The sequence below is a fragment of the Leclercia sp. W17 genome (assembly GCF_003336325.1).
Classification (GTDB): Bacteria; Pseudomonadota; Gammaproteobacteria; order Enterobacterales; family Enterobacteriaceae; genus Enterobacter.
On sequence record NZ_CP031101.1, the window covers coordinates 2,576,866 to 2,597,996 of the forward strand.

The window sequence follows — 21,131 nt, forward strand, 5'->3', positions numbered from 1 at the left end:
GCCAAAATCACGGACATTATTGTTGATGTTGAGAGCAATATTTACAGTGGTGGCGGTGGAGGAGGAAATATAAATAAGCGCCTCAAGCAGTGCCGACTTAGTCAGTGCCGAAGATGAGGAATCAGTAAAGGCAATCGCACTATATGCGTTGGCGGCGCCTGATGCAGTAACATCAGCAGCAACCCCAGATTGGCAACGTCTCCGACGAATGACGTAGCTTCCACCGCCCCTTTGAAGCTCCCGCTTGTCGCCTCAACTCTTCCTTTAAAACTTCCATCGGTTGCATAAACCGTCCCTCGCACGGTCACGTTGTTAAACACTGCATACCCGGATTTGTTGATATGCCATCCGACATTGCCGGTTCCATCCCACGTACTGGACTGGATGTAATTGCCGATTTTGGTGTTATCAATCGAGCCATCTTGGATAAACACCGATCGCAAAAACATCTGCCCGCCGGTCGCCGCAAACACCAGTTCCTGCCCGGTCGTCGTCGGGTTATAAACTGCGAACGTATCAGCGCTGACGAGGAAGTTAGAGGAGCCAGTGGCATCAATGCCCAGCTGAATACCCGCGATGCGTTTGATGCCGTTCGCCTCCACCTGGACTTTAACACCCCACTGCGCACTCAACTTGCCGTTGATATCAGCAACAGCCTGGCTGGTAGTCTGGACATTGGCGTTGGTTTGCCCAATCGACGCCGTCACCTGCTGAATGCTGGTCGCTGTGGCGCTCTCCAGATCCGCAACCGTCCGATCGATGCGGGTGATCGCAGCCGCGTTGGTCTGGCCATTGGTTTCAACAGTCGCTTTAAGCGTGGTGACCTGCTCCGCCAGGGCACTGGTGGCATCCGCTGATGTTTTCCGCACGTCGGTTATCTCGGCCATTGCTTTCGTATCGGCAACGGCAAACGTGACGCGCTGATCCGAGAATGCCATGAAGTTGGCGAGCGCATTGGTGACGTTGCCGACAATACCGGCATCCCTGCTGGCCGTGTTGCCGTCAACATCAACTTTCAGACTGTCGATGCGGCGGCCAAGCGCGCTGTCACCATCCGTGCGGGCCGTGGTTTCAGTGCTGATGTCTGCTGTGTTCTGGTCAGTCGTAGCCTTAACCGCCGCCAGCGCGGTGGTCTGCGCCTTGTCGTTATCAGCAACGGCTTTATCGATGCGCGTAATAGCGCCGGAGTTTTTGCCGACGGTAGTCTGCAGGCCCGAAAGCGTGGTGGCCTGAGCCTCCTGCTCAGTTGTCAGCGTTGCCAGTTCCTGGGTCACAGCGGCATGGTTGTCGTTTACGGTCGATTCCAGCTTCTTCCGCTCTGTCACCTCCGCTTCCTGCGCCGTAATGCGCGCCTGGCGTTCGGTGTACAGCAGGCCCGATGCCAGTTTTGACGGGTCGTCACCGGTATAGCCGCCCCGGATCTGCGTCGCCAGCGTCTCACGGGCCGTGGCTTCCGCTTGGTCACCAGTGACACGGGCAGTCGTCTCCTGCTGCAGCGCCGCCATCCCTGCCCCAGGCGTTGGCCGTCCCACCGCCACCCAGTCAATCAGGTAATAGTTCGTCGCGTCCTGTTTGGTGGACAGGTCCAGTCTGAACTGATTCATTGTGGTTTCGGTCAGCCACGGGATATTGTCGAACTCCACCGTGGCGATACCGTTCGCGTCATAGGCAGGCTCGGCGACGGTGAACATGTTGGTGTCGTTGAAACCACCTGTACCACGCCACCGTAACTGCCCCGTCCAGCCCGGAGCACCGAATTTCCTGATGCGGAGTTTAACGAAGCGATAGGACGAGGAGTTGATAGCCAGTGAACCCGGTGATGCCACCCACGGATCGGTGGCATGGTTAGCCGGGCGAATCCACCCGTCAACGATTGTGGGAGTTCCGTTCCCGGTCCAGCCCTCCACTGTCGAATCGAAGTACCAGATTTTGGCAGGATCGAACTGCGAACCGGTACCCGCCGAAATCTGCGCGATCTGCTGCGCCAGTGAGTCAGAGGTGGTCTGAATCGTCTGGTTGACGTTGCTGATATCCGCGACGCGCTCGTTTTTCTCGGTCAGCAGCGCCTGCCCGCGAGCCGTTGCCTCGTCGGTGATGGCTTTCTTACGGTCAGCCACCTCCTGCGCGAGGCCTGTTTTCGTCGCCGCCGACTCAGTCGTCACCATCTTGATGTCATCACGCGCCGACTGAATGTCGTCAGTCAGGTCCTGGATATCTTCGGTAAGTTCCTTATACGCGTCCGTTTGCTTAATCTGGTTATCAATGTCTACCAAATAATCAGCAGCGTTTGAGCTGCTACTGCCCTGAATCCAGTCCGTCCATGCCGACTGGTTGCCAGTGCGATCAACAAGCCGCGCCCGGTACCAGAACCCCACCCCGGCCTTTAGACCAAGCTGCTGGTATATTTGCTGTGGATACGGCACGCCAGCCAGCAGCATGGGATTCGCGCCCGTTGAAACGGTGGAATACTGAATTTCAGTCTGCAGGGTATCGCCGGTGCCTGCAGGAAAATCCCAGTCCAGCTGTACACCCCAGAGCAGTGGTGTTGTGCGGAAATTGACTGGCTTAGGTACATCACCGGCACGGCCCTTGAGATGAGTCAGTACTGATGTTGCCCACAGGCTGGAAGCGCCTCCGGCGTTAATCGCCCGAACACGCACAAGATAATCGCCTTCGAAGATCCCCGGCACTTCAATGTTTCGAAGCCCGGTTTGCGGAACATTCACCCACTCACTCTCATTTCTGCGCCACTGAGCCTGATAAGCGATCACATCGGCCTGAGGCTTACCGGCTTTATCGAGCGGTACATCCCAGGATGCCGTCAGCGTCGCTATGCGCTGGCCCTGACGCACCGACTCATAACTCGACACCACAATATTGCCGGGCTGCGAGACAACCCCAGTTGGGATGAGGCTGATCGGTGGGATATCTAGCCGCGCGTTGTGGTCAACTGCATCATATTTGGACGCATTGTATTCCGCGCCGGCAATGGTGTAGGTGTTCTCCTCGTCGTTGAATGTCAGGTTCATCACACGGAAATACTGCAGGCGCAGCTGTCCGGCATCGATAACGAAAACGGCATCTGGCGCTGGCGCAGAGGAAAACGCCGTGGCCACGATTAACTGCGTGCCGTTGACCGCCTGAATGACCCGGTTTTCCACAATGCCGCCCTGTGTGCGGATCACCAGCGTGTCGCCCGGGACGGCGCTGGTCCCGCGATCGGTTGTAACGGCTTTAAGCCCGGCGTTGTAACTCACAACGCGCCCACCGTACACACGCCCGGAAAAGCGTTCATCCGCAAAAGCGAATACGGTGCCGGGAACATAGGCAAAGCCATCCAGCCCGGTTTGCAGCGTGATCAGGCGATCGAGATAGTTGGAGTATACCGCCCACCCGCCGCGGCGCTGCGCCTCACTCTCACGCGTACAGCCAATGGCAGTCAGCTGCGTCTGCTTGAATTTGAACTGCTTCACCAGGTCAGGAAACATCACCGCAGTGGTGCGATCCTGGTAGTGGTTGTCCGGGTCGCTGAAGTTAATCAGCGCCGAACTGTAGCGGTTCTTCTCGCTGCCGCTGGAATAGTTCGGCTTACCGACGACCGAGGCGCGGGTGAGGATCTGCAGTTTCGTCGTGTCTGCCGGCATGTCCGAGACAACATTGAACATGTTGTTGCCCCAGAACGTCATACCGTTGAAGCCAGCGGCGATATCCTTAATCACCTGCCAGGCATCGGCCTGCGACTGGATATAGACGTCAAACAGGAAGCGCGGCTCGGTACCGGTGCCGCCCTTGCCATCGGGCACCTTCTGGTCACAGCGCTGGGCTATACGGTACAGCTCCCACTTATCCAGCATGGCTGCCGTTACCCGACGACCCAGGCCAAAGCGCGGCTCCGTGAGTACATCGAACCAGATCCACGCCGGGTTATTCGACCAGCCCCATTTGAATGTCCCATCCCAGGTGCCGTTATAAACCCGGCTAACCGGATCATAGTTCTGCGGGATGCGGATAATCCGCCCTTTTGGCTTGCAGGATATCTTCGGGATGTTGTTGAAGGATTTTGCGTTGAACGACACATACAGCAGCGCGGTATGCGGATAGCGCAGGCGCGCGTCGATCACCTCTGTGATGGCCTGCACCTGCGTTTTGTTCTGTAGCATCTGGCTGGTGCTGTCGGCGGTATCACGAACCACGCGGATCTGCCAGCCGGTGTTTGCCTTCGGCAGATTGATGCGGTGGGTCAGCTCGTACAGCGAGCTGAGCTTTTCGGTTACGGTTTTGGTGAGCACGGTGCTGTATGCCCCGCCATCTACCGCCACATCGATATGATAAGTGACGGAAGTGCCGACGATATCGCCATCATTTTCCTGCTGCTGCAGACCGGTAATGCCGATACGCACCAGCACTGCGTCAATCTGGGTATTACTGATGGCCCGGGTCCAGGGAGTGACCTTCGTCAGCGACACACCAATGCTGGTCTCGTTCTCTACGGCGGGGAACCCGGGGATCGGCGACTGCGTCTGCGTGCCCGGACGAAAGTCCCAGGAGACATTCTCGAAGTTCATCGAGCCGTCGGCGTTGCCCAGCGGCGTGCCGTCAAGGAAAATCCGGGTAGCATCCAGTCCACCAGCAAACTCGCCTTCACCGAGCGCCAGCAGCATACGGCAGCGCGCCATCGACTGCGCGGAATCGGGGTGTTCAACAGGCGTGTGCTGCTTCTGACTGCCGCCTTTTGCACCAGTAATCGTTGCCATATTGCATCCATAAAAAAGCACCCGATTGGGTGCTAATTGAAGAGTAAGAAATTTTCAGATGTCCTCGGCCACGATCCCCGCACTGATTATGGCGCCGCCAATTTCGCGCTCGCCATACAGCAGCGCGACCGGGTTGCCCATCGCCAGGGTGTTCACTGCGCCGCCGAAGGCATAGCTGGGCTTATTGTCGGGGTCATCACGCCCCTGAAGGCCTTTGGGCTGCGGCGAGAGCATCTGGTAGATACCGCCCGCAGCCATGCCGATACCAGCAGAAATCATGGCGCTACCGACCGGACTGGCCCAGCCAGCAGAGAGGCCAGACACTACGATGCCCGCCACTACCATCACTGCGCCAAGGATCGTCTGGAATAAACCTGCCTTTTTCGCCCCTTCAAGCACAGGCGCGATGCGGATATCACTGTCACCACCCAACTCCTTGAAATCCTGTTCGCCGATGTTGCGTCTGCCGCGAAACACCGCGAACGTCATGCCGTTTTTTTTGGCATTCATGAGAAAGCTTTCCAGCCCGTCTAGGTTGATGCACAGCGCCTTTACCGCTTCCGCTGACGTCTGCACCGCCAGCCGGTGAACGCGGCCAAACCGGGCACCCAGCGCGCCATACAATCGAATCGTGGTTAAGCGCGCCATGGCTTAATCTCCTGCGGCAGGTCTTTGTGCCGAACGCAGATCATCGTCCGGTCTTTAAAATATCCACGGGCATAAGGCGTGATGCAGGATGGCTGGCCGTACAGGTGGTGCAGCAGCTCGCCCTCTTCGGTGATGATCCCCGCGTGGTTCCACTTGTCCGACTCGACCTGCATGATCACCATGCACCCGGGCGCGGGGTCGCATTCGACAAACCCCTCACACTCCCAGTTATCGAAATAGAGGTTGTCGGGGTACTGGCTTTCCCACCACGGATAATCCACGCGGAAATCGTTCAGCGTGACGCCCTGTATGGCGTGCCAGTCCATGACCAGGCCCCAGCAGTCGTGCGAGCCAAGGAGGAACGGGCGGCCAATCAGCGGGATGGCGTCCGGTGTTATCTCTGCGTATTCATCGCAGTCCGGCGCGTAAATGCCCCAGACCACACCAGAGTTATTACACTGCTGGCGATCGAGGTCAGACGGAATAGGTCGTGCGCCATCGCCCGGGTGGGAGTGAATGACGCGGATAATGGTTCCTGCGTCCTCGGCGTTCGCCCAGTGCAGACCATCGATTCTGAAATGCTCGGTCGGGTTTTCGTGGCTGTTCGGCACCGGGATGTAGCGCTGGCGCCGTCCTGACTGAATGACGAAGCCGCAGCACTCGCGTGGGGATTCCTCCAGCGCATGCGCCCGGATCGCCGTCATAATGATTTTGTTCATGGGTATATCCGGTTATCGGGTGAAGAGAACTGTCGCCGGGTAGCCGCCGAAATCAAGAACGGCAGTGTTCGGTTCTGCCAGCCCGGCGCCGAAACGCTTGCGGCAGTCACTGAGGCAACCCCCGCATACATCAAACGCCGGGTCAGCTACCGCATTACCCTTCGCATCGAAATATGCCGTGCCGTTGTAGGTGCAGCCGTCACCGCTGCGGTATTGTCCGCGCAGTGCCCATTCGCAGAGAGAGGTGATCTGCCGGGTGGGTATAACCAGGTTCTGCAGGTCTGCCGGGCTACTGAGCGACCAGGACACCATCTCGTCATCTTCAGAGGTTTTGGTGTCCAGCCAGAAGGTCTGTAGGGAGAACATCGTCGGGTCTGCTGTCGGATTAACACCGCCCGGGAAGTTCACCGCATCCAGGTAAACCGCGTAGGTGTCAATGATGCTTACCTTTGCATTCACCATGTCTTTAAACTGGAGACACAGCGCAGTGATATGGCCGTCGAGGTTAGACACGCTGAGCTTTGGCTCGGCGGCCTGATCCGTTGAAAGCGCCAGGTCGGCAATCTGGAAGGGCCAGAACTCGTAGGCGTTGCCATCCCAGATGATGGGCTTCGGCCCCAGCCTGGCCTCGTCGCCGTTCGCCGCGTCTATCTCGGCAGGTGAATAGGGAAACGGGCTGTAGTGAAAGCGGTGGATCCCGCCGCTGAACTCTGAGGCATCCACTTCGACTAGGCGGACCCTGCCACCTGGCGCCAGCTTCGCCGCCTGATCAACAAGTGCCATTGGTAATGACTCCAACTTACTGATAGTGTTTTATGTTCAGATAATGCCCGATGACCTTGTCATGAAGCTCCACCGATTTTGAGAACGACAGTGACTTCCGTCCCAGCCTTGCCAGATGTTGTCTCAGATTCAGGTTATGTCGCTCAATGCGCTGAGTGTAACGCTTGCTGATAACGTGCAGCTTTCCCTTCAGGCGTGATTCGTACAGCGGCCAGCCATCCGTCATCCATACCACGACCTCAAAGGCCGACAGCAGGCTCAGAAGACGCTCCAGTGTGGCCAGAGTGCGTTCACCGAAGACGTGCGCCACAACCGTCCTCCGTATCCTGTCATACGCGTAAAACAGCCAGCGCTGACGTGATTTAGCACCGACGTAGCCCCACTGTTCGTCCATTTCAGCGCAGACAATCACATCACTGCCCGGTTGTATGCGCGAGGTTACCGACTGCGGCCTGAGTTTTTTAAGTGACGTAAAACCGTGTTGAGGCCAACGCCCATAATGCGTGCACTGGCGCGACATCCGACGCCATTCATGGCCATATCAATGATTTTCTGGTGCGTACCGGGCTGAGAGGCGGTGTAAGTGAACTGTAGTTGCCATGTTTTACGGCAATGAGAGCAGAGATAGCGCTGATGTCCGGCAGTGCTTTTGCCGTTACGCACCACGCCTTCAGTAGCGGAGCAGGAAGGACATCTGATGGAAATGGAAGCCACGCAAGCACCTTAAAATCACCATCATACACTAAATCAGTAAGTTGGCAGCATTACCCTGTTCAACTGCGATGAAAAATTCTCTGGCGTTATTCATTCCACCTCAAACGGCGCGACCACTGTCGTCCTTGATGGCGGTTACATCCTCGGCGAGTTCGACTGCCCGCACTGCGCCGTAACTGAGCTTTCCCTTCTTTCAGCCAACATCACCACCGGTGATAAAGCCGGATTTGGCGATTACCGCAACTATAAGCAGGAATTCGCGGGCCGTATTTTTAAAACCATCCATTAAGCGAAAGCCCACACAAGGTGGGCCTCCCCGTCCGGTACCACCGACCAAAGCGAACCGGACTTTAGCTAAATAACCTCAGGCGGTTTGAGTAGCCGCTTGGGATCTTACATCCAAAATGAGGATCTGACATGGAATATTCTCACTTAATTCCAGCAACGCAGAAATCAGGAAAGCCTGACGCTTATATCTGGTTCACCGCCGCGACTAAGTCCCGCGCCGCGCTGATGCTGGATGTCGCGCTGGAAGATGCAGGCATCGAAACCGGACGTGGTAAAGATTATGGCAAACCTATTCAAACTGACATGCCGGTTGTGGACGATCTGCCTGAAGAAGGTGTCGTCTGCTTCGAGTTCTGCAAACGCTACACCCTGGCCGACGATCAGCGCACCTGGAGCGTTATCCCTGGCGCCGCATCCCAGGGTGAAACCACCCCTACCCAGGCGACCACCAGCGATGCGGATCTGCCTGCCGCGCCGGGAACTACCGTTGAAACTCCAGAAGTCGTCAATGCCGCCAAGGGCGAGGCGAGTCATTGGTATGAAAACGGCCTGCGTGTAAATAAAAACGACGATGGGTTAACACGCTATCCGGTCTGCAAAATGCCATTCCGCAAACAGCTGCTGGCCCAGCTGACGGTGGACGAACTGCGCCACCACATCACCCGCAGCGAGAATGCGGAACTGCATGCGCTGGAAATGGATACGGATAATGGTTATGTCCAGGATCTTCTGCTCGCTGCTGAAAATTTCCCGGAATTTAAGGCGTTCGATACCAAAGACCTGTGGCGCTATACGAATGCCATTCGCAAAGTGTTCAGCATGGACAAACGCCATGAGCTGGGCCTGCTGCTGCAGTTCACTAAAGCCTTCGTAACTACCCCTTATATTGACCGCGGGATCCTGACGCGTGAATGGGCCGCCGGTAACCGCATTAACCTCGTGCAGCGCACCGACGCTGGCACCAATGCCGACGGCGGGTATGTAACTGATCGCGGTGAGGGCGCGCATCACACCCTGGAAACCCTCGATCTGGAGATCGCCAGCGCCCTGATGCCGATGGACTTTAACTATCGTGAAATTCCGGTGAGCACCGCGCGCCGCGCCAAAGAAATCATCGCGAAAAAGGAAGAGCCATGGAAATCGTGGAGCAAAATCCTGCGCAACCAGCCCGGCGTTCTGGCAGTGAACCGCGCGGCCATCTTCAACTTGGTGCGCATCGCGCCGGAGAATATCCACCTGACGCCGGTTGCGCATCTGGAGTTCGTGAACCAGACGATGACGGCTGAATTCAACGCTGCAACTGAGTTGATGCAGTTGCCAAAAGCAGTCCCTACTCCAGTAGAGGCTCAAATTGATAGCCATTTTGTTGACCAGCAGCTGGCGGCCGACCGTGGCGAATTTGTAGAAGGCATCAGCGACCCAGCCGATCCGAAGTGGGTTAAAGAGGACCTGACCGCCGCCAGCCAGCCGCAGGTCGAAAACCTCGGTGGCGGCATGTTCTCCATCGAAGGCCTGATGAACGAAAACCAACCAGAAAATGATGACCGTTCACCGGTTAATGAGGAGACCACCAGCGATGTGCAGATGGAAACGACTGACCCGGCGGAAGGAGAAAGTGTTGACGCGGTTCCACCAGGCGAAAGCGCTGATGCAGCTGATCCGCAAACAGTTGCCCTGAACCCGGCTGAGGTGCTGGCCGCCGCGGCGCCGGAACTGGCGAGTGCCACGCAGCCGGAAGTTACCACCGAAGCGCAGGAGGAAACCACCAGCGCGCCGGAATACCCAGCGTACTTCGAACCGGGCCGCTATGAAGACCTTCCAAACAACGTTTATCACGCGGCGAACGGGATCAGCAGCACCCAGGTGAAGGATGCCCGCGTCTCTCTGATGTACTTCAACGCGCGCCACGTCGCCAAGACCATACCGCGCGAAGGTTCCAAAGTGCTGGATATGGGCAACCTGGTGCATGCGCTGGCGCTGCAGCCGGAAAATCTTGAAGAAGAGTTCAGCGTGGAGCCGGTGATCCCGGAAGGGGCCTTCACCACTGCGGCAACCCTGCGCGCCTTTATCGACGAACACAATGCCAGCCTGCCCGCTCTGCTGAGCGCTGACGATATCAAAGCGCTGCTGGATGATCACAACGCCACCCTGCCCGCACAGGTGCCGATGGGCGGCAGCCTGGAAGAAACATCACAGAGCTATATGACATTGCCCGCTGAATTCCAGCGTATCGAGCCAGACCAGAAGCAGACCGCTGTCGCAATGAAGGCCTGCATCAAAGAGTACAACGCCACCCTGCCTGCACACGTGAAAACCAGCGGCAGCCGCGACTCGCTGCTGGAGCAGTTGGCAATCATCAATCCTGACCTGGTGGCGCAGGAAGCGCAGAAACCGGTACCGCTGAAAGTGTCCGGCACCAAAGCAGAGATGATCCAGGCGGTGAAGTCCGTTAAGCCGGATGCCGTGTTTGCTGACGAACTGCTGGACGCGTGGCGCGACAACCCGGGCGACAAGATTCTGGTGACCCACCAGCAGATGGAAACGGCGCTGGCCATTCAGAAAGCCCTGCACCAGCACCCGACCGCCGGGAAACTGCTGCTGCACCCTGATCGCGCTGTTGAGACGAGCTATTTCGGTATCGACGAAGAGACCGGTCTGGAAATCCGAGTGCGCCCGGATCTGGAAATCGACATCGACGGCGTGCGGGTCGGCGCCGACCTGAAAACCATCAGCATGTGGAACGTGAAGCAGTCCGGCCTGCGCGCCCGCCTGCATCGCGAAATCATCGACCGCGATTATCACCTCAGTGCGGCCATGTACATGAGCACCGCGGCGCTGGACCAGTTCTTCTGGATTTTCGTCAACAAAGACGAGGGCTACCACTGGATCGCCATCGTCGAAGCCAGCGAGGAGCTGATTGAGCTGGGCATGCTGGAGTATCGCCAGACGATGAACCGCATCGCAAACGCGTTCGACACTGGCGAGTGGCCAGCGCCGATCACCGAAGACTACACCGACGAACTGAACGACTTCGACCTGCGCCGCCTTGAAGCGCTGCGTACTCAGGCATAAGGGGAAAAGAACATGTCTACAGCAATTTCTACAAACGAAAACAAGACGCAAATGATCGACAACATCTCCATTTTGACCAACGGAGAGCTCTTCGAGCGTCTGCGCACTCTCTCAGTAGTAATGGCTAACAGTGGCGCGTTCGTACCTGACCACTTTCGCGGCAAGCCGGATGCATGCATGGCGGTTGTGATGCAAGCCGCCCGATGGGGTATGGATCCTTTCGCTGTAGCGCAAAAGACCCACATTGTTAGCGGGGCGTTGGGTTATGAAGCGCAGCTGATTAACGCGGTCATCACCAAGATGTCACCCACTAAAGACCGCCTCCATTACGACTGGTTTGGGCCATGGGAAAAAATCATTGGCCGATTCGTAGAAAGAACAAACGGGCAAGGCAAAAAATACATCGCGCCTGGCTGGGATCTGAAAGATGAAGCCGGTGTAGGTGTGCGGGTGTGGGCAACCATGAAAGGTGAGGAAGAGCCCCGTGAGTTAGTGATCATGCTTTCTCAGGCGCAGGTTCGCAACTCGACTCTCTGGGCAAGCGATCCACGCCAGCAACTCGCTTACCTCGCGGTTAAGCGCTGGGCTCGCCTGTACTGCCCGGACGTGATTCTCGGCGTTAACAGTGCGGATGAAGTTGAACCGCGCACCGAGAAGGAGATCAACCCGGCCCCCGTCCAGCGCGTGAGTTTGGCTGACATCAAAGGTGACAACGTAACAACCACTCAAAGCGCGCAGGAATCGGCCGCCAACATCGATGGTCTGGCCGATGATTTCCGGGATCGCATTGAAGCGGCTCAGGATGTGGATAACGCCAAAGCAGTTCGGGCTGATATCGAAAGCGCCAAGAACACCCTGGGTTCTGCCCTGTATACCGAGCTGAAAAACAAGGCCGTGAAGCGTTACCACCTGGTGGATGCGTATAACCGGGTTGAGGCAGCAATCAACTCTCTGCCGCAACCCGGAGAGCCGGATGGTGCCGAGCGCTTCGAGGAAGTCGAGTGCGTGCTGGCAGCAGCCAAACGTCACCTGGGGGACGACCTGCACGATAAGTTCAGCATCACCCTAGCAGATATGAAACCGGAATACGTTGGCTAAGGGAGGCGGGAGGGTTCGCCCTCCCGATAGAAAACTTATGCGATTAATCAACCGCAGCACACAGTCACCACTGGCGCGTCAGGCCTGCGACATCGCTTTGGCAGCCCATCAGGAACGCTACGGCAACTACGGGCGCAGCCGGATGAAAGAGACATACACGGTGCGGGTGGAAGGCGTGAAGGTCTGGGTGGAGGTAGTGAACCGCAAGGCGAGCTACGTGGCCACGGCGATGACCGGCATGCGCCGCCTGCGATCCTTACCCGGGCAGGCCGCCTGATATTGAAATATCACCGAGCAACCTCAAACGGCTGATGGCTGTGCCGGGTGCGGAAAAATAGCCAGTTCGCCCCGGCATTCAGTTTATGTGGAGAAAGGTATGAGTGAAGTAATCATGATGGTATCACCCGGGAAATGGGTGTCTGAGGAGCAGTTGATAGCCCTAAAGGGGATTAAGAAGGGAACGCTGAAGAAGGCGCGAGAGAAGACTTTCCTGGAGGGGAAGGAATACAAACACGTTTCTTTTGACTGTAGTCCGTGGGATAACAGCCCTTGTTTTTACAACCTGGATGAGATCGACCGCTGGATTGAGCGTCAGGCCTCAGCGAAACCGCGGCGACAATCTGCTTAAATACTCTGACCATCAACCAACGAGGAATCGTTATGAAATACCCAACAGGAGTGGAAAACCACGGCGGCACGCTAAGGCTGTGGTTCATCTACAAAGGGGTCAGAGTGCGTGAAAGCCTGGGGGTGGCTGACACCCCCAAAAACAGAAAAGTGGCCGGCGAGTTACGGACGTCGATCTGCTATGCCATCAAAACCGGAACCTTCAACTATGCCCAGCAGTTCCCCTCCTCCCAGAACCTGGCGCGGTTCGGGGAGGCAAGGCAAGAGGTAACGATCGGGGAGCTATCCGCGAGATGGCTCGCACTGAAGGAAATGGAGGTGGCTGAATCATCGCTCAACACTTATGGGCGAGTCATTGCTAATGTTACGGCTATTATTGGACCCGGCACCCTGCTTTCCTCAATCACCAAAGAGAGCATGCTGGAAGTGCGGAAGGAATTGCTGACCGGTTTCCAGGTCATGAAGCAGGGGCATAAAACTCCGAAGCGGGGTCGATCCGCTGTTACTGTGAACAACTACATGACCGTGTTGTTCGGTATCTTCCAGTTTGCGGTTGAAAATGGCTACATTTCAAAGTCACCAATGAACGGTGTGGCCCCTCTGCGAGAGTCCCGCCCGGATCCTGACCCAATCACCCGGGAGGAGTTCCCTCGCCTGATTGACGCCTGCCACCATCAACAGAGCAAGAATCTGTGGGCTATCGCCGTTTACACCGGATTGCGGCCGGGTGAACTGTGCGGACTCGCCTGGGAGGATGTGGACTTGAAGGCGGGAACAATCACTGTCAGAAGAAGCCTGACGCAGAAAGGGATATTCACTCTGCCGAAAACCAATGCCGGCACTAACCGGGTTGTGCACCTGATCGAGCCTGCCCTCGAGGCATTCAAAAGCCAGTATAAAATGACCCGTCTCTCTCAGGAGAATAACGTACCTGTTAAGCTGAGGGAGTACGGAAAGAAAGAGTTCAATAAGTGCACGTTTGTTTTCCTGCCGTCCCTGACAGCCAGGGCCGGGAATTACGGCAAGCACTTCTCCATCAACTCCATAGGGAACTCGTGGGATGCGGCGATGAAAAGAGCCGGCCTTCGCCACCGGAAATCGTATCAGTCGAGACACACGTATGCGTGCTGGTCGCTTTCTGCAGGAGCAAACCCGAACTTCATTGCTAACCAGATGGGGCATGCCGATGCCCAGATGGTATTTCAGGTTTATGGGAAGTGGATGGAGGAAAACAACCTGGATCAGATCGCCATGTTGAGTTCAAAATTAAGCGACTTTGCCCCAACCATGCCCCACAGCGACAGGACCGCTGCATAATATCTTTAAATATCTTCGACATACCCCTCTTAGCGCTGAAAATCCATGAACTCTAACGCGGTACCCAGCCAACCGGATACGGCGGCTTTTATCAGGTCAGATGTGGATCTTTCATGTTGTAGTTGAGTCATATTGGCTATCTCGAAAGGGTAAGATGCGTACCGCTAAACCGCATTCAGTATTATTATTAAGAGAACGTCAGTAATACCTTGCAGCACTGCCGCTGGTCTTTCTCAAACAGTTCAATAGCGTCTTTAACGTCTTGATACTCAAAGCGATGAGTAATCAGTTTGTCAGGGTCGATAAGCCCTTTCTCCAGCCAGTCGATGACCACCGGGAATTTATTGGCGTTCAGACGTGACGAGAAAATGGAAAGCTCTTTACCGGTGATCCCCTGCTGCGCAACCTGGCTCGGTTCGCTGGAGAAGCCCATGAGCACAATGCGCGCGCCCGGCGAAGCCAGATTGACAGCCTCCTGCAAAATAGAAGGGTGACAGGCCGCATCAATAATCAGCGTCGGTTTAATGCCCTTCTCTTCCAGCACCGCCTGCAGAGACTGGTTGCCGTTGTTGATGACCCAGTCCGCCCCGCTGCGCTGGGCCATCGCCAGACGCTCGTCGATGCGATCGACCACAATGACCTGTTTCACCTTGTAGACGCCCTTCAGCGCCTGGACGGTGACCAGCCCCATCGGGCCGGCGCCGTAAATGAGCGCCACATCCTGCTCTGTCGGGCTGGCGTGGCCGGTGACGTTGGCCGCGATGGTGAATGGCTCAACCATCACCGCATGTTCATCGCTGACGGCATCCGGAATGACCCAGGCATTTTTTGCGGGTACCACGGCGTATTCGCTGAAGCCGCCGTCACGATGCACGCCCAGTACCACCAGAGAGGTGCAGACGTTCGGTTTGCCGACCGAGCACGGGTAGCAGTGGCCGCAGCTGATCACCGGGTCAACCGAGACGCGCTGGCCCAGGCGTGCGGTGTCGACGCCCTCGCCGACGGCATCGATGACGCCAAAGAACTCATGGCCGATCACACGGGGATATTTGGCGAACGGGTTGTGGCCGCGATAGATATGGCTGTCGGAACCGCAGATCCCGGCCAGCTTCACTTTGACGCACACTTCGCCTGGTGCAGGCGCGGGTAGCGAACGCTCTTCGATCACCAGCGAATTCGGTTGTTGAATAACGATACTTTTCATTTTTTGCTCCTTTACCAGTTCCACAGCGTGCCGTCTTCAAGACGAGCAACAGGCAGGTAAGCGGGATCGTAGGGATATTTCGCCGCCAGTTTTTCATCAAACTCGATGCCCAGGCCCGGTTTATCGCCCGGATGCATGTAGCCATCTTCAAAGGTCCAGTTGATGTTGAAGACCTCCAGCATCTGCTCGGAATAGCCCATGTACTCCTGTACACCAAAGTTTGGTACCCACAGGTCGAAGTGCAGCGCAGCCGCGTGGCAAACTGGCGACAGATCCGACGGGCCGTGTGAGCCGGTGCGTACCTGGTAGAGAGAGGCGAAATCGGCGATTCGACGCATTCCGGTAATGCCGCCCGCGTGGGTGATGGTGGTGCGGATGTAGTCGATCAGCTGCTCTTCGATCAGCTGTTTGCAATCCCAGATGCTGTTGAACACTTCGCCCACCGCAATCGGCGTCACGGTGTGCTGACGGATCAGGCGGAAGCACTCCTGGTTCTCTGCCGGGGTCGGGTCTTCCATCCAGAACATGCGGTACTGCTCAATGCTCTTACCGAAACGCGCGGCTTCGATCGGCGTCAGGCGGTGGTGCATGTCGTGAAGCAGGTGTTCATTGAAACCAAATTTGTTACGCACGGCGTCAAACAGTTTTGGCGTAAAATCGAGGTACTTTTCCGTTGACCAGAGCTGCTCTTCCGGCCAGTTGCCTTTGGTGGCAGGCTCATAGGCCAGCCCTTTCCCTTTAGACATGCCGTAGGTGGTTTTCATTCCCGGCACACCGCACTGTACGCGGATGGCCTTGAATCCCATCTCTTTATGGCGGGCGTAATCTTCCAGCACATCGTCAATGGTGTGACCGGTGGTGTGGCAGTAAACCATCACCCCTTCACGGGAGGCGCCACCCAGCAGCTGGTACAGCGGCATGTTGGCGGCTTTGGCTTTGATGTCCCACAACGCCATGTCGATAGCGGAAATCGCCGACATGGTGACCGGACCGCGACGCCAGTAGGCGCCTTTATAGAAGAACTGCCAGATATCTTCGATACGGTGGGCATCACGGCCAATCAGCTGCGGGCAGAGATGATCTTTCAGGTATGACGCGACGGAAAGCTCGCGGCCATTAAGGGTGGCGTCACCCAGGCCGACAATTCCCTCGTCGGTAGTGATTTTCAGCGTGACAAAGTTACGCCCTGGACAGGTGACAAATACTTCAGCCCCTACAATCTTCATTTTCCGGTTCCTTACATCTTTTACTGTGATGCCGGAAATCTACGTAATTACCCTACTACCATACAAGTATGAAGTTTAAAAAACCTTCGCTGGATCACAGATTGGGCGCTCAGGCGCGCCCCCAGCCTGCCACGATAATCAGCATGCCGCACAGCGCCACCAGCGCTCCGGCCCAGTCGTAGAGGCTTAGCTTCACGCCATCGACCACCCGCAACCACAACAGCGCCGTGCAGACATAGACCCCGCCATAAGCGGCATAGACGCGCCCGCTTGCCGCGGGATGTAGCGTGAGCAGCCAGACAAACAGCGCCAGTGCCACGCCCGCGGGAATCAACAACAGTATCGAAGCGCCTTTCTTCAGCCAGAGCCAGGGCAGAAAACAGCCGAGAATTTCGCACAATGCGGTGGCAAAAAAGAGCAAAGTTGTTTTAAACATATTTAACGTTGTCTGATGTGTGATGAGGTATCATACCTGAATGTGAAAGGAACCCTTCCACACGCCTGATGTGGGTATGCCCTCAAAATGGACTGATGTAACAACTTCGGTGGAATTATCGAATGTCCACCGTCTACAAGGAAATCGCTATGCGTAAAATGAGCACACGCCTCTGCCTGGCTGCCCTGCTGGCTGCTGTTTTCATCGCGCCAGTATCCGCCAACACCAGTAAACTGATTATTGAATCTGGCGACAGCGCCCAGAGCCGTCAAAATGCCGCCATGGATAAAGAGCAGTGGAACGATACCCGCAGCCTGCGCCATAAGGTGAACAGCCGCGTGGAAAAAGAGTGGGATAAAGAAGACGTCGCTTTTGACGCCCGGGATAAATGCCAGCAGAGCGCCAATATGAACGCCTACTGGGAGCCCAACACCCTGCGCTGCCTTGACCGTCGCACTGGCCGTGCCCTGGCTCCCTGATTGTTCCCGTACGCACCGCGCAGGCTCTTGCGCGGTGCTTAGTAGTACTCAATCGTGTTTTTGATGGTGTACTTGCGCGACACCGCCGGCTTCACGCTCTCATCGGTAACCACCAGCTCGCACGCCACCGGGTTGTCGTGGCGATCGTAATCGCAGGTCTGCTTCACCTTACCCAGCCGCTTATCGTTTAGCTGGCTGACCGAGGTGTAGTCCAGTTTCTTACGCTTGTCCGCCGCCGGTGTGGCCGTAATGGAAAGCTGCTGCTCCCCGGAGACGGTGGTTTTACCGAGTGGATAGCCATCTGCATCGTAGCGATAGTTCACCTCCATATCTTTGCCGTGGGCGCTGACGATAAAACCGTTGTCATCGGTATCCCATGAAATCCCCGATGCGGGCAGTTCCGCCAGCTGGCATTTGCCCTGTAGCCGCAGCTTTTTCTGCTGGGTTTGCGCATCCAGATAGTAGTTGGCGTCCAGCACCAGGGCGATGCCGGTATTCGCCTCCAGATCGTGCAGTTCCAGGCTGTCGAAGCAGCCCTCCGTAGAGAGCGTGCCGCTGACGCGCTTGGCCACTTCCCCCTTATCATTGAACAGCGTCTGGCTGAAATCTTTCACCGGTCCGCGCAGGGGATCAAAATCAAATTCGTTAGAAAAACTGGCCATCTCTGGCGTAAACGACAGCGGCGCGGCGGTGTTATCACACCCCGCCAACAGAGCCGCCATGACAAACATAAGCGCGTGTTTATTCACATGACCTACCAATAGCAGAAGAGGATCCCGGGCAGTGTAGCAAATACAAACGTTTACACTATCCCTGCTACTATTATAGTCATACACAGTCGTAAGGAGGCAGATATGAAACGGTTACCCTGGATTACTGCACTTTTGCTGGCGGGCATTGCCCCGGCCGCGCTGGCGGCACCCGATAATTGCGAGCGCATCAAAAGCGATATTCAGCAGCGGATCATCAATAACGGCGTGCCGGAGAGCGGCTTTATGCTGAACATCGTGCCGAACGATCAGGCCGACAAACCCGACGCCGAAGTGGTAGGCCACTGTGCCAATGACACCCTCAAAATCCTCTATACCCGCACCAGCAGCGGCAACTATCCGGTAAGCGGAGGCGGCAATCAGGCCCCTGCACCTCGCGAGCCGCAGTGAATATTCCCCCCGTTAGCGCGGGGGAATTTCGTTTGTTTTGATATACATTAATACCACCCCCTACTTAATGGGTAACACTCCCCTCCATTAGCCCGATCGTCATCACGGCTGAAATCAGTTTTCAAACGACGAACGTAATGGAGTGAGTCATGTCAGATAGTGAGCATAGCGGCGGGATCAGCCGCCGTACCCTCGTCAAATCGACCGCCATCGGATCCCTTGCGCTTGCCGCGGGCGGCCTGTCATTACCCTTTGGTTTACGTCCCGCAGCCGCGGCAGTGCAGCAGGCACGCGCAGATAAAGTGGTCTGGGGCGCCTGTTCGGTCAACTGCGGCAGCCGCTGCGCGCTGCGGCTGCACGTGCGTGACGATGAAGTGTACTGGGTTGAAACAGACAACACCGGCGACGACACCTATGGCAACCATCAGGTGCGCGCCTGCCTGCGCGGACGCTCGATTCGTCGACGCATCAACCATCCCGATCGCCTGAACTATCCCATGAAACGTGTGGGCAAACGCGGTGAAGGGAAGTTTGAACGCATCTCCTGGGATGAAGCCTGGATCTGCTCACCACCAGCCTGCGTAACGTGGTGGGTAAATACGGCAACGAAGCGGTCTACATTAATTACTCTTCCGGTATTGTTGGCGGTAACATCACCCGCTCATCACCTTACGCCTCGCTTGTGGCCCGATTGATGAACTGCTACGGCGGCTTTTTGAGCCATTACGGGACTTACAGCACCGCCCAGATCGCCTGCGCGATGCCCTACACCTACGGCAGCAACGAGGGCAACAGCACCTCGGATATCGAAAACAGCAAGCTGGTGGTGATGTTTGGTAATAACCCGGCGGAAACGCGCATGAGCGGCGGCGGGATCACCTATTACCTTGAACAGGCGCGCGAACGCTCGAATGCGCGCATGATCGTCATCGATCCTCGTTACACCGACACCGCCGCCGGGCGTGAAGATGAGTGGATCCCGATTCGACCGGGAACGGATGCCGCGCTGGTGGCGGGCATCGCCTGGGTGCTGATTAACGAAAACCTCGTCGACCAGCCCTTCCTCGATAAATATTGCGTCGGTTACGACGAAACCACCCTGCCGGAAGGCGCGCCCGCGAATGGTCATTACAAGGCTTATATTCTGGGCCAGGGTGATGATGCCACCGCCAAAACCCCGGAGTGGGCCTCGCGCATCACCGGCATTCCCGCCGATCGCATCATTAAGCTGGCCCGGGAAATTGGCACCGCGAAACCGGCCTACATCTGCCAGGGTTGGGGGCCGCAGCGCCAGGCCAATGGCGAGCTCACCTCCCGCGCCATAGCCATGCTCCCTATCCTGACCGGCAACGTCGGTATTAATGGCGGCAACAGCGGCGCGCGTGAATCCACTTACACCATCACCATTGAGCGGATGCCGCTGTCGGAGAATCCGGTCAAAACGCAGATCTCCTGCTTCAGCTGGACCGACGCCATTGCTCGCGGGCCGGAGATGACCGCCACCCGCGACGGGGTGCGCGGCAAGGATAAGCTCGACGTGCCGATCAAGTTCATCTGGAACTATGCCGGTAACACCCTCATTAACCAGCATTCGGACATCAATAAAACCCACGACATTTTGCAGGACGAAAGTAAATGCGAAATGATTGTGGTGATTGACAATTTTATGACCTCTTCGGCGAAATATGCCGATCTGCTGCTGCCGGATCTGATGACCGTCGAGCAGGAGGACATCATTCCCAACGACTATGCCGGGAACATGGGTTATCTCATCTTCCTCCAGCCGGTGACCGCGCCAAAATTCGAACGCAAGCCCATCTACTGGATCATGAGCGAGGTGGCGAAGCGTCTCGGCCCGAACGTCTATCAGCGCTTTACCGAAGGCCGGACCCAGGCCGAATGGTTGCAGTATCTCTACGCGAAGATGGTGGCGAAAGATCCGCAGCTTCCCTCTTACGAGGAATTAAAAGCGATGGGCATCTACAAGCGTAAAGATCCGAACGGGCATTTCGTTGCCTACAAAAAATTCCGCGACGATCCGGTCGCTAATCCGCTTAAAACGCCGTCAGGCAAAATCGAGATCTACTCCAGCAGGCTGGCCGATATTGCCCGCACCTGGCAGCTGGAGAAGGATGAAACCATCAGCCCGCTGCCGGTCTACGCCTCCACCTTCGAAGGCTGGGACGATCCTGACCGCAGCCAGTTTCCGCTGCAGCTGTTTAGCTTCCACTTCAAGGCCCGCACCCATTCCAGCTATGGCAACGTCGATGTGCTGCAGGCCGCCTGCCGTCAGGAGGTGTGGCTCAATCCGGTGGACGCTGCATCGCGCGGGATCAAAAACGGCGACATGGTGCGGGTTTATAATGCCCGCGGTGAGTTGCGCATTCCGGCGAAAGTGACGCCGCGCATTATGCCGGGCGTCAGCGCGATGGGCCAGGGAGCCTGGCACGATGCCAACATGACCGGGGATCGCATTGACCACGGCTCCTGCATCAACACGCTGACAACCCATCGTCCGTCTCCTCTGGCGAAGGGCAATCCGCAGCACACCAATCTGGTGCAAATTGAAAAGGCGTAGCCAATTAATGTTTCAGCGCGGGGCAACC

General features: G+C 56.7%; 17 protein-coding genes and 1 pseudogene. 9 read left to right on the plus strand and 9 right to left on the minus strand.

Annotation, left to right across the window (positions count from 1 at the left end; translation table 11 throughout):
* Positions 1 to 101 precede the first annotated feature (101 nt).
* The 5 genes from DVA44_RS12585 to DVA44_RS12605 all read right to left on the minus strand — a co-directional run bounded on the left by DVA44_RS12585 (position 102) and on the right by DVA44_RS12605 (position 7,618).
* Positions 102 to 4,754 carry a phage tail protein gene (locus DVA44_RS12585; protein WP_114387129.1) on the minus strand — a complete coding sequence of 1,551 codons (4,653 nt, stop codon included), beginning with the start codon at positions 4,752 to 4,754 and terminating at the stop codon, positions 102 to 104.
* A gap of 54 nt (positions 4,755 to 4,808) precedes the next feature.
* Positions 4,809 to 5,402, minus strand: coding sequence for a tail assembly protein (locus tag DVA44_RS12590; RefSeq protein WP_114315038.1), 594 nt, complete (start codon positions 5,400 to 5,402; stop codon positions 4,809 to 4,811).
* Positions 5,390 to 6,121 (minus strand): C40 family peptidase, encoded by a 732-nt coding sequence (locus DVA44_RS12595; RefSeq protein WP_114315039.1) that lies wholly within the window; start codon positions 6,119 to 6,121, stop codon positions 5,390 to 5,392. Before DVA44_RS12595 ends, DVA44_RS12590 begins: the two co-directional genes overlap by 13 nt.
* A 12-nt stretch (positions 6,122 to 6,133) precedes the next feature.
* The gene (locus DVA44_RS12600) at positions 6,134 to 6,904 is read right to left on the minus strand and encodes a phage minor tail protein L (RefSeq protein WP_114387130.1); all 771 of its coding nucleotides are present in this window, start codon (positions 6,902 to 6,904) and stop codon (positions 6,134 to 6,136) included.
* A gap of 16 nt (positions 6,905 to 6,920) precedes the next feature.
* Positions 6,921 to 7,618, minus strand: a protein-coding gene (locus DVA44_RS12605; protein ID WP_094106546.1) for an IS1 family transposase whose coding sequence is annotated in 2 segments (ribosomal slippage) — positions 6,921 to 7,369 and positions 7,369 to 7,618 — 699 coding nt in all. Because the reading frame shifts where the segments join, the coding sequence is not laid out codon by codon here.
* 49 nt (positions 7,619 to 7,667) lie between these two features.
* Here DVA44_RS12605 and DVA44_RS26040 point away from each other — a divergent pair.
* The 6 genes from DVA44_RS26040 to DVA44_RS12635 all read left to right on the plus strand — a co-directional run bounded on the left by DVA44_RS26040 (position 7,668) and on the right by DVA44_RS12635 (position 14,020).
* Entirely contained in the window at positions 7,668 to 7,907 is a 240-nt protein-coding gene (locus tag DVA44_RS26040) for a DNA breaking-rejoining protein (protein ID WP_114388417.1), read from the plus strand.
* Between the two features lie 128 nt (positions 7,908 to 8,035).
* A complete protein-coding gene (locus tag DVA44_RS12615; RefSeq protein ID WP_114387131.1) occupies positions 8,036 to 10,978 on the plus strand; it encodes a RecE family exodeoxyribonuclease in 2,943 nt (980 codons plus the stop codon).
* A gap of 12 nt (positions 10,979 to 10,990) precedes the next feature.
* Positions 10,991 to 12,076 carry a RecT family recombinase gene (locus DVA44_RS12620; protein ID WP_114387132.1) on the plus strand — a complete coding sequence of 362 codons (1,086 nt, stop codon included), beginning with the start codon at positions 10,991 to 10,993 and terminating at the stop codon, positions 12,074 to 12,076.
* A 37-nt stretch (positions 12,077 to 12,113) separates the two neighbouring features.
* The gene (locus DVA44_RS12625; protein ID WP_088902320.1) at positions 12,114 to 12,353 is read left to right on the plus strand and encodes a DUF4060 family protein; all 240 of its coding nucleotides are present in this window, start codon (positions 12,114 to 12,116) and stop codon (positions 12,351 to 12,353) included.
* A gap of 99 nt (positions 12,354 to 12,452) precedes the next feature.
* Complete coding sequence (gene xisR / locus DVA44_RS12630; protein WP_032617963.1) at positions 12,453 to 12,704, plus strand: excisionase family protein; 252 nt, start codon at positions 12,453 to 12,455, stop codon at positions 12,702 to 12,704.
* A gap of 32 nt (positions 12,705 to 12,736) precedes the next feature.
* Positions 12,737 to 14,020, plus strand: coding sequence for a site-specific integrase (locus DVA44_RS12635; RefSeq protein WP_114387133.1), 1,284 nt, complete (start codon positions 12,737 to 12,739; stop codon positions 14,018 to 14,020).
* A gap of 187 nt (positions 14,021 to 14,207) precedes the next feature.
* Here DVA44_RS12635 and DVA44_RS12640 read toward each other — a convergent pair whose 3' ends face one another.
* From DVA44_RS12640 to DVA44_RS12650, 3 genes are all read right to left on the minus strand, one after another.
* Complete coding sequence (locus DVA44_RS12640) at positions 14,208 to 15,224, minus strand: Zn-dependent oxidoreductase (protein ID WP_114387134.1); 1,017 nt, start codon at positions 15,222 to 15,224, stop codon at positions 14,208 to 14,210.
* A gap of 11 nt (positions 15,225 to 15,235) precedes the next feature.
* The gene (rspA, locus tag DVA44_RS12645) at positions 15,236 to 16,450 is read right to left on the minus strand and encodes a starvation-sensing protein RspA (protein WP_103824472.1); all 1,215 of its coding nucleotides are present in this window, start codon (positions 16,448 to 16,450) and stop codon (positions 15,236 to 15,238) included.
* Positions 16,451 to 16,559: 109 nt separating this feature from the next.
* On the minus strand, positions 16,560 to 16,886 hold the full coding sequence (locus DVA44_RS12650; protein WP_103824473.1) for a YnfA family protein: 327 nt from the start codon (positions 16,884 to 16,886) through the stop codon (positions 16,560 to 16,562).
* Positions 16,887 to 17,035: 149 nt separating this feature from the next.
* Between DVA44_RS12650 and DVA44_RS12655 the strand changes: the two genes are divergently transcribed.
* Positions 17,036 to 17,365, plus strand: a complete 330-nt coding sequence (locus tag DVA44_RS12655; protein ID WP_114315083.1) for a DUF1283 family protein — start codon at positions 17,036 to 17,038, stop codon at positions 17,363 to 17,365.
* A 38-nt stretch (positions 17,366 to 17,403) separates the two neighbouring features.
* Here the strand turns inward: DVA44_RS12655 and DVA44_RS12660 are convergent, their stop codons facing one another.
* Positions 17,404 to 18,096, minus strand: coding sequence for a YnfC family lipoprotein (locus DVA44_RS12660; protein ID WP_168194516.1), 693 nt, complete (start codon positions 18,094 to 18,096; stop codon positions 17,404 to 17,406).
* Between the two features lie 123 nt (positions 18,097 to 18,219).
* Between DVA44_RS12660 and DVA44_RS12665 the strand changes: the two genes are divergently transcribed.
* Both DVA44_RS12665 and ynfE read left to right on the plus strand, forming a co-directional pair.
* Positions 18,220 to 18,525 carry a DUF1161 domain-containing protein gene (locus DVA44_RS12665; RefSeq protein WP_103824474.1) on the plus strand — a complete coding sequence of 102 codons (306 nt, stop codon included), beginning with the start codon at positions 18,220 to 18,222 and terminating at the stop codon, positions 18,523 to 18,525.
* Between the two features lie 149 nt (positions 18,526 to 18,674).
* Positions 18,675 to 21,103, plus strand: a pseudogene (gene ynfE, locus DVA44_RS12670) (selenate/tellurate reductase subunit YnfE).
* Positions 21,104 to 21,131: the final 28 nt, after the last annotated feature.

Coding starts and splice junctions, on each gene's coding strand:
- DVA44_RS12665 (WP_103824474.1), top strand. CDS start 18,220: ATGAAACGGTTACCCTGGATTACTGCACTTTTGCTGGCGGGCATTGCC.
- DVA44_RS12620 (WP_114387132.1), top strand. CDS start 10,991: ATGTCTACAGCAATTTCTACAAACGAAAACAAGACGCAAATGATCGAC.
- DVA44_RS12635 (WP_114387133.1), top strand. CDS start 12,737: ATGAAATACCCAACAGGAGTGGAAAACCACGGCGGCACGCTAAGGCTG.
- DVA44_RS12655 (WP_114315083.1), top strand. CDS start 17,036: ATGCGTAAAATGAGCACACGCCTCTGCCTGGCTGCCCTGCTGGCTGCT.
- DVA44_RS12615 (WP_114387131.1), top strand. CDS start 8,036: ATGGAATATTCTCACTTAATTCCAGCAACGCAGAAATCAGGAAAGCCT.
- DVA44_RS12650 (WP_103824473.1), bottom strand. CDS start 16,886: ATGTTTAAAACAACTTTGCTCTTTTTTGCCACCGCATTGTGCGAAATT.
- DVA44_RS12660 (WP_168194516.1), bottom strand. CDS start 18,096: ATGTTTGTCATGGCGGCTCTGTTGGCGGGGTGTGATAACACCGCCGCG.
- DVA44_RS12595 (WP_114315039.1), bottom strand. CDS start 6,121: ATGAACAAAATCATTATGACGGCGATCCGGGCGCATGCGCTGGAGGAA.
- DVA44_RS12625 (WP_088902320.1), top strand. CDS start 12,114: ATGCGATTAATCAACCGCAGCACACAGTCACCACTGGCGCGTCAGGCC.
- DVA44_RS12640 (WP_114387134.1), bottom strand. CDS start 15,224: ATGAAAAGTATCGTTATTCAACAACCGAATTCGCTGGTGATCGAAGAG.
- rspA (WP_103824472.1), bottom strand. CDS start 16,450: ATGAAGATTGTAGGGGCTGAAGTATTTGTCACCTGTCCAGGGCGTAAC.
- xisR (WP_032617963.1), top strand. CDS start 12,453: ATGAGTGAAGTAATCATGATGGTATCACCCGGGAAATGGGTGTCTGAG.
- DVA44_RS12585 (WP_114387129.1), bottom strand. CDS start 4,754: ATGGCAACGATTACTGGTGCAAAAGGCGGCAGTCAGAAGCAGCACACG.
- DVA44_RS12600 (WP_114387130.1), bottom strand. CDS start 6,904: ATGGCACTTGTTGATCAGGCGGCGAAGCTGGCGCCAGGTGGCAGGGTC.
- DVA44_RS12590 (WP_114315038.1), bottom strand. CDS start 5,402: ATGGCGCGCTTAACCACGATTCGATTGTATGGCGCGCTGGGTGCCCGG.